9 protein-coding genes are annotated in these 7,082 nt (G+C 67.1%); 3 read left to right on the top strand and 6 right to left on the bottom strand.

Annotated features, from left to right (window positions below; translation table 11 throughout):
• Positions 1 to 166 precede the first annotated feature (166 nt).
• The 3 genes from AAFP35_RS23130 (at position 167) to AAFP35_RS23120 (ending at position 2,683) form a co-directional block, all read left to right on the top strand.
• Positions 167 to 511 carry a YciI family protein gene (locus AAFP35_RS23130; RefSeq protein WP_419224008.1) on the top strand — a complete coding sequence of 115 codons (345 nt, stop codon included), beginning with the start codon at positions 167 to 169 and terminating at the stop codon, positions 509 to 511.
• 3 nt (positions 512 to 514) lie between these two features.
• The gene (locus tag AAFP35_RS23125) at positions 515 to 1,810 is read left to right on the top strand and encodes an RNA polymerase sigma factor (RefSeq protein WP_419224007.1); all 1,296 of its coding nucleotides are present in this window, start codon (positions 515 to 517) and stop codon (positions 1,808 to 1,810) included.
• Positions 1,811 to 1,993: 183 nt separating this feature from the next.
• Positions 1,994 to 2,683, top strand: a complete 690-nt coding sequence (locus AAFP35_RS23120; protein ID WP_419224006.1) for a DUF4352 domain-containing protein — start codon at positions 1,994 to 1,996, stop codon at positions 2,681 to 2,683.
• A gap of 81 nt (positions 2,684 to 2,764) precedes the next feature.
• Here the strand turns inward: AAFP35_RS23120 and AAFP35_RS23115 are convergent, their stop codons facing one another.
• From AAFP35_RS23115 to AAFP35_RS23090, 6 genes are read right to left on the bottom strand one after another with little or no spacing between them, the layout of a single operon-like run.
• Positions 2,765 to 3,160 carry a RidA family protein gene (locus AAFP35_RS23115; protein WP_419224005.1) on the bottom strand — a complete coding sequence of 132 codons (396 nt, stop codon included), beginning with the start codon at positions 3,158 to 3,160 and terminating at the stop codon, positions 2,765 to 2,767.
• Positions 3,157 to 3,483 carry a hypothetical protein gene (locus AAFP35_RS23110; RefSeq protein ID WP_419224013.1) on the bottom strand — a complete coding sequence of 109 codons (327 nt, stop codon included), beginning with the start codon at positions 3,481 to 3,483 and terminating at the stop codon, positions 3,157 to 3,159. The genes AAFP35_RS23115 and AAFP35_RS23110 overlap by 4 nt, the downstream gene beginning before the upstream one ends.
• Before the next feature lie 14 nt (positions 3,484 to 3,497).
• Complete coding sequence (locus AAFP35_RS23105; protein ID WP_419224004.1) at positions 3,498 to 4,589, bottom strand: Rieske 2Fe-2S domain-containing protein; 1,092 nt, start codon at positions 4,587 to 4,589, stop codon at positions 3,498 to 3,500.
• 1 nt (position 4,590) lies between these two features.
• A complete protein-coding gene (locus AAFP35_RS23100; RefSeq protein ID WP_419224003.1) occupies positions 4,591 to 4,818 on the bottom strand; it encodes a recombinase-like helix-turn-helix domain-containing protein in 228 nt (75 codons plus the stop codon).
• Positions 4,811 to 5,395, bottom strand: a complete 585-nt coding sequence (locus tag AAFP35_RS23095) for an alpha/beta fold hydrolase (protein WP_419224002.1) — start codon at positions 5,393 to 5,395, stop codon at positions 4,811 to 4,813. The genes AAFP35_RS23100 and AAFP35_RS23095 overlap by 8 nt, the downstream gene beginning before the upstream one ends.
• Before the next feature lie 3 nt (positions 5,396 to 5,398).
• Positions 5,399 to 7,066 carry a thiamine pyrophosphate-binding protein gene (locus tag AAFP35_RS23090; protein ID WP_419224001.1) on the bottom strand — a complete coding sequence of 556 codons (1,668 nt, stop codon included), beginning with the start codon at positions 7,064 to 7,066 and terminating at the stop codon, positions 5,399 to 5,401.
• Positions 7,067 to 7,082: the final 16 nt, after the last annotated feature.

Below are 7,082 nucleotides of genomic sequence, written 5' to 3'. Positions count from 1 at the left end.
CCATCACCCGAGGTCAGCCCCCGGAAATCCGGGGTTCCATACACACATTTTGGCCTTTAACCCCCCATCGTCGAGATTCGTTCCCGTCACCTGTCGATCCCGCCGACTCCCGTACGTCACCATGATGTCGGGCACTTCCGCTCGGCAACGGATGACTGGAGGAATCATGAAGTACGCCCTGCTCCTCATGGGACACGTCGACGATCCGGCCTGCGGGGACGACGGTGGTGCATCGCCCGACGAGTTCTTCGCATTCGACGAGGAGATCACGCGTGCAGGCGTGGTCGTCAGCTCGTTCGCACTCGAGGACGAGCGGGTGTTCGTCCACTCCGACGACGCCGGCGAACGCGTCGTCGCCTCGTCCGGCCCGTTCGCAGAGGTGCGAGAGTTCGTCGGTGGCGGCTACATCATCGACGTCGCCGACATCGACGCAGCGATCGAATGGGCGCGGCGCAGCCCTGGCTCGGCACCCGGGGGCCACGTCGAGATCCGCCCCATCGCGCCGTACTGAGCCGTGAGCGAAAGACCCTGCCACCGGGCGGCCTCCGACAACGAGGCCGCCCGGGCGGTCGCCGCCGTGGGACGTGACGGGCGCGCCCGCATCCTCGCATCGCTGACGAGGAGGTTCGGTGATCTCGATCTCGCCGAGGACACCGTGCAAGATGCGTTCGCCCAGGCCCTCACGACCTGGCCCCGGACCGGCGTCCCCGCATCGCCGGAAGCCTGGCTGACGACCACCGCCAAGAACAAGGCGTTCGACTCCGTCCGACGGGACGGCGCCCTGATGGGAAAACTGCAGCGGCTACGGATCGAGACCGCTCGCGCACCCGTCCCCGCCGACTTCGCCGATCCGGCCGACGCCGACCACTCCACCCTCCCCGACGAGCGGCTCGGCATGCTCTTCGCCTGCACACACCCGGTACTGCGCATCGAGGATCGGATCGCACTCACCCTGCGGTTCGTCGCCGGACTGTCCACCGCCGAGGTCGCGCACGCGCTGTTGGTCCCGGTACCGACGGCACAGCAGCGGATCGTGCGAGCGAAGCGACGCATCCGTGCGCTGGGAGTGCCCTTCACCGCACCTCGAACCGACGACCTCCCGGAACGGCTCGGCGGGGTGCTTCGCGTCGTGTATCTGATGTACTCGGAAGGCTTTGCGAGATCGACAGGTGATTCGCACACGCGAGACGACATCACCAGCGAGGCCATCAGTCTGGCCCGGGTACTGCACCGTCTACTCCCCCGCGCCGAGACCACGGGGTTGCTCGCACTCCTGCTGCTGACGCAGTCGCGGCGGCCCGCCCGGATCGATGCCGACGGCAGGCCGGTCCCGCTCGCCGAGCAAGACCGCACCCGATGGGATCGCGGTTCAGCAATCGAGGGCATCGAGCTCGCCGAATACGCTGCCGCACAACCTGATGCCGGTCCTTACACGATCCAATCCGCGATCGCCGCAGTCCACGCGGAAGCGGACACCGCCGAGCAGACAGATTGGGCACAGATCGCGGTGCTGTACCGACTTCTCGAAGCGCACGATCCCGGCCCGGTGGTCCGTGTGGGTCGTGCGGTCGCGGTCGGACGGGCCTTCGGCCCCTCCCACGGTCTCGCCCTGCTCGATCGCCTGTCCTCCGAGAAAGCACTCGCCGGCTACCGACCGTTCCATGTGGCCCGCGCTCTGACGCTCGTCGAACTCGGCGACGACCGAGGTGCCGCCGTCGCCTACCGCCGAGCGCTGGAGCTACCCGGCAACGACGCCGAAGACGACTACCTCGCATGCGCGCTCGCCGGCCTGGCCGCGGGATCGCGATGACCGCTCGGTAGTAACTCTCGAACACCTTGCAGTGAAAGACTTTTCGATCGACACGGCGGAACGGTCGCGACGGCCCGGGCGTCGCCGCAGCATGTGCCGAACGTCACCATCGGAGGGTGATACGAAATTGCGCATCGTAACGAACATTCAGATGGCCGAATTTTCGCACAAAGGAGTGTCAACATGGCCGTCCAGAATCCGGTGAACCCGCAGTACGCACCTGGGCCGCAAGGTTATTCACCATTCACCCAGCCGGCGCCCGCACCGCAGATCGGTTACGGCCAGCAACCGCCGGCTCCGGAACAGCAGAAGCCCCGCAAACGCCGCAAGTGGCCGTGGATTCTGGGTGTCCTCGCCGCACTGATCGCCATCGTCGTCGCGACGTCGAGCGGTGGCGACGACGCCGACAGCTCCGCGACCGCGTCCGCCGCCGGCGGGGGCACCGACACCGCAGCCGCGCAGCAAGACGACTCCGTCGGCCTGAACACGCCTGTGCGCGATGGCAAGTTCGAGTTCGTCGTCACTCAGGTGCAGACCGGGGTGACCTCGGTCGGTGACAATCCGTACCTGACCGAACAGCCCCAGGGCCACTACGTGATCGTCTCGATGAAGGTCAGCAACATCGGCGACCAGCCGCAGTCGTTCTCCTCCATGGACCAGAAGCTGCAGGACACCGACGGCCGCACATTCCAGCCCGACACCGGAGCACAGCTCAGCATGGACATGTCGCTGCAGTCGAGTTACAGCGACATCAATCCGGGCAACGGAGTCGATGTGAAACTCGTGTATGACATGCCGCAGAATGCGACACCCGCGAGCATCGACTTGCATGACTCGATGTTCTCGAACGGGGTGACAGTGGCGCTCGACTGAACGCCTCCGACGCCTTCCCCAGACGCTGCGGTCCGGTCTGATCGACTCGGCCGCAGCGTCATTCGCGTGGTGGGCCGACCGCTATCCGCCGCCCGACCCGATGATTCCCTCGGCCTCGATCTCGACCGTGAGACCCGGATCGACCAACGCGGACACCTCGACGAGAGTGGAACACGGGAAATCGCCGGTGAACACGTCGGCGCGCGCCCGCCCGACCGCCGCCTTGTCGGCGATGTCGGTGAGGTAGATCCGCAACACGACGATGTCGTCGACCTGTGCACCACACGCACGCGTCAACTCGCAGACCCGACGGAATGCCTCCACGGCCTGGGCACCAGTGTCGCCACCACCGACCGGGCCATCCGGTCCGCCGGCGTGCATGCCGGACAGAAAGAACCGGTCCCCCACGACTCGCGCATTGCTGAACATCTTCTCGCGCGGCGGTTCCGGCACACCGGGCGCCAGCACCCGGGTCATCGCACCGTTCCGTCGACCAGCCCGCGTCGCTCGTCTGATTCCCGGGTCAGCCGCTCACGAACCGGCACGAAGTCGTAGGTCGGATAGAACTCGGTGGAGAACACCCCCCACGCACGGCGTTCGAGTTCGACGTTGACGGCGTTGAGTTTCGACGCCGGTAGCCGCAACGTGACGATCTGGCCGACACCCATCGCGACGACCCACGAGACCACCTCGCAGCCCTCCGGCGGAAACCCGTGCCACCAGTCGGCATCGTCGAGCTTGCCCTGCAACTGCTCCAGGTTCTGCGACTGATCATGACGCAGGAACACGGTGAGCATCATCGTCTCCGCCACGGTCACACCAATTCCCCGGCGAGCATCGCCGCCTGCTTCTTGGCGTCGGCCCTGTACACCCGACGGATCCTCGTCACGCCGAGGTCGTGCTGGTAGAGATGCTCGCCGACGTCGCCGTCGGCGGCCATCGCCTCGAGCACCTCGCGGTCCTGTTCGAGTACCTCCCAGTGCCGCTGCTCGAGGCGAGTGCGGTAGAGGAACCGCCAGACCTCACGCTCCCAGCCCTGCACCCGGCGGGTACGCCAGTGGAAGATCGCCGAGTTGTTCGCATCGATCGGGGTTGCCATGCCGACGATACCGAAAACGCCACCCGGACCGGCATTCTCGGCATACGGGATCTCCAAGTCGACGTAGTCCATGGAGCCACGGACGTATTCGACCCAGTCGAAGTTCACGCCACGCTGGTCGGTCTTCTCGAAGAAGAACCCACGGTCGGTTTCGCGGATGCGGAATCGGGCCGAGACATCGCCGCCGAACATGGAATGCGAATCGCGGTGCAGGAACGCGCCGTGCATCGGGTCGAGGACATTGTCCATGTAGAACCGCCACGGTCCGGCCCACTCGGCAAAGTTGCCGAACCAGGACACCTCGGAGTCGCTGAGTCGGTCGGGCAGCACGAAGGGCGTCGGCTCGGACTCCTCGGTGAGCGGCACGAACGCGAAGATCGTGTCGGCGGCCTCCACAACGGTCAGCGATGCGGTGGCCCGCTTGCCCTCGAGTGCGCAGCCGGGCATGCCGGGCACCGACACGACGGTACCGGTGGTGTCGACCTGCACCCCGTGGTACTTGCAGGCGATGCGGTCGCCGAGGTGCTGGCCGATCGACAGCGGCGCACTGCGATGCGGGCATCGATCCTCGAGCATGTGGACCTTGCCCTGCGCATTGCGGAACAGCACCCAGTCGACGCCGAGCCGGGTGACCTTCTTCATCTCGCCGGCGGCGACCATGTGCGACGGCAGGATCGGGTACCAACGATCCCGAAGACCATAGGCGGCAAGGTCTTCGGCGGTCAGGTCGCGACGGAACCCGACTGCCTTCTTGCGCGGCCCGCCGGTGCGGGCGGTGGTGTCGGTGGCTGAAGTGGTGGTGGTCATGTCATTCTCCCAGTCGGCGCATCTCGGCGCGGAAGTTCTCGTCGGTCCACTCGGTGCCGTCGGGCGCGTGCAGGCCGAGCCCGTTGAGTCCGGCGACCAATCCGGGCAGATCATGAGTACCGGTCCCGAAGACCTCCATGATCGCGCCGGAGAGTTTGGTCTCGTACGGCGTCATGGGGCTCGGATGGGTTTGGTGGGCATCCAGGTACTGGACGGCGGTGTCAGACATGTGCTTCCTCCTGTTGGGCTGTGTGCAGGTCGGCAAGTCCTTCGGCGATGCCGGCGAACGAGAGCGCCCATTCGTCGAATGAGCTGCCGCGTTCGCGATGGGCGGGTACGGCACAACCGTCGATGACGACGAAGACCCCGTTGTCGACCAGACCGGCGATCTGCTGCGCATCGGCGGAGATCGCATTGTCGAGATCGTCCGGTGCCGAGGCGATCACCAGGGTCGGAGCGGTGACGGCGGCCAGCAGTGCGCGGTGGTCAGGAGAGTCGGCCGGACCGGTCGGATCGCCGAGGAGCAGGCTGCGCACCAGGTCCGGTCGCCGCACCTGCAGGGTGAGCGCACCGTAGGCGGCCGCACCTGTGGCCACCACATGCACGGCGCCGTCCACGCGTTCGAGGGCGTTCACGGCGTGATCGACCCACGCGTCGACCGACTCGGCGTCCGCGAGATCCAAGGTGTGCTGGGCCTCGACGACGGATGCACCCAACGCCAGGATCTGTTCGGCGAACCATTCGGCACCGGAGGGGCCGTCGTGCAGGCACACGAAACGGTCACGGGGATGATCGGGGGTTCTCATCGGTCAGCCCTCCCGGGTGGGCACATGCACCGGCGGCGTGAACGGTCCCGGTGCCGGTTCCAGCGAGGTCACGTCGATCTCGATGAGTGCCGGACCGCGCAGGGCCACGGCTTCGGCCAGTTCTTTCTCGAAGGTCGACGCGTCACGGATCAGCGCGTACGGCATGCCCATCGACGTGGCCAGCAGATCGAAGCGTGGGGTGTGCAGGTCGACGCCTGCTCGATCGAAACCGTTGGCCTCCTGCATGTTCCGCAGGACGCCGTAGCCGCCGTCGTTGAACACCAACACCACCACGGGTGCGCCGGTCCCGGCCAGCGACGACAACTCGCCGAGGTGCACAGCCAGTCCCCCGTCACCGGCGATCACGACAGTCGGTGTGTCGGGTCGAGCCTGGGCGGCTCCGATTCCCATGGCGAGCCCCTGCCCGATGCCACCGCCGAGCGGGAAGATGTTCGTCTGCCGCTCGTAGAACGGCAGCAGCCGGTTGCCCCACTGGCTCGACGGGATGGTCACGTCACGGGCGACGACGGCGTCACGGGGCAGCACGGTACGCAAACCGGCACAGATATCGGCGTAGGCGCCGATGTAGTCGGTCAGCTGGGCACGCACCGTCTCCCGCACACTCGTGACCCGCGACGGCCAATGCGGCAGTGTCGCGGGCGACTCCACGGCTTGTAGCAGCGCGGACAGGACGGCCGCGGCGTCGCCTGTCAGCCCGACGGTCGCCGGATACACCCGGCCGATCGCGGCGGGATCGACGTCGATGGCGACGATCCGGTCGGGCAGCCGCAGCTTGTAGCCCTTGGTCTCGTTCGATCGGAAGTGGCTGCCGATCGCGATCAGCAGATCCGACTCCGCCAGCAGGGCACCGACCTCGGGCGTGGCACCGAAGTTGCCGATGACCAGGTCGTCGTCTTCGGCCACGACGGCGCGCCCGGAGTTGCTGGTGATCAGGCCGGCACCGAGACGGTGCACGAGGTCGGCGAGTTCGGGTCCGGCGCCGGCGGCTCCCCCGCCGGCCCAGATCAGCGGACGTTCGGCCGCCATGATCATCCGGGCCGCCTCGAGTACCTCGGGGTCCGACGGCATCGGCACCGCCAAGGCGGGAAGGTCATAGGGCCGTTGATCTTCCGGCCGCGCCAGATACTGCAGGTCCGATGGCCACTCGATGCTGGCCGGGCCCGACGGTGCCGCGAGGATGTGCGCGATCGCGGTCTCCAGCTCGGCCTCCACGTCCTTTGCGTCGCCGATCGTCGCGGCGTGCTTGGAGAACGATTCGAGCATCTGCAACTGCTTGGGGAACTCGTGGATGACGCCACGGCCGGCGCCGAGGTACGGGCTGTCGATCTGGCCGGTGATGTGCAGCACGCGACTACCCGCGGTGAGCGCCTCGACCATCGACCCGGCCGCGTTGCCTGCGCCGGTGCCGGTGCTGGTGATGGCGACGCCGATCTTGCCCGATGCCCTCGCGTAGCCGTCGGCGGCGTTGACGACGGCGGCCTCGTGGCGCATCTCCACGAAGTTCAGCTCGCGTGCAACGGCTTCCACCAGCGGCAGATTGTGGATGCTGATCACGCCGAAGGCGGTGTCGATGCCGTGGCGGCGCATGACGTCGACGAGGACGTCGCCGCCGGTGGGCTCTTTGGCTGCGGTGGACTCGGGGCTGTTCATGGGTTCCTCCGTGTGG

The organism is Gordonia sp. CPCC 206044, from assembly GCF_048537895.1.
Taxonomy (GTDB): Bacteria; Actinomycetota; Actinomycetes; order Mycobacteriales; family Mycobacteriaceae; genus Gordonia.
Note: the sequence above shows the minus strand (reverse complement) of the source record. Positions and strands in the feature narration are given on the sequence as shown.

What these genes read in the sequence shown, in the direction of transcription:
- AAFP35_RS23130 (WP_419224008.1), top strand. Translation starts at nt 167, where the DNA reads ATGAAGTACGCCCTGCTCCTCATGGGACACGTCGACGATCCGGCCTGC.
- AAFP35_RS23120 (WP_419224006.1), top strand. Translation starts at nt 1,994, where the DNA reads ATGGCCGTCCAGAATCCGGTGAACCCGCAGTACGCACCTGGGCCGCAA.
- AAFP35_RS23115 (WP_419224005.1), bottom strand. Translation starts at nt 3,160, where the DNA reads ATGACCCGGGTGCTGGCGCCCGGTGTGCCGGAACCGCCGCGCGAGAAG.
- AAFP35_RS23110 (WP_419224013.1), bottom strand. Translation starts at nt 3,483, where the DNA reads ATGATGCTCACCGTGTTCCTGCGTCATGATCAGTCGCAGAACCTGGAG.
- AAFP35_RS23105 (WP_419224004.1), bottom strand. Translation starts at nt 4,589, where the DNA reads ATGACCACCACCACTTCAGCCACCGACACCACCGCCCGCACCGGCGGG.
- AAFP35_RS23100 (WP_419224003.1), bottom strand. Translation starts at nt 4,818, where the DNA reads ATGTCTGACACCGCCGTCCAGTACCTGGATGCCCACCAAACCCATCCG.
- AAFP35_RS23095 (WP_419224002.1), bottom strand. Translation starts at nt 5,395, where the DNA reads ATGAGAACCCCCGATCATCCCCGTGACCGTTTCGTGTGCCTGCACGAC.
- AAFP35_RS23090 (WP_419224001.1), bottom strand. Translation starts at nt 7,066, where the DNA reads ATGAACAGCCCCGAGTCCACCGCAGCCAAAGAGCCCACCGGCGGCGAC.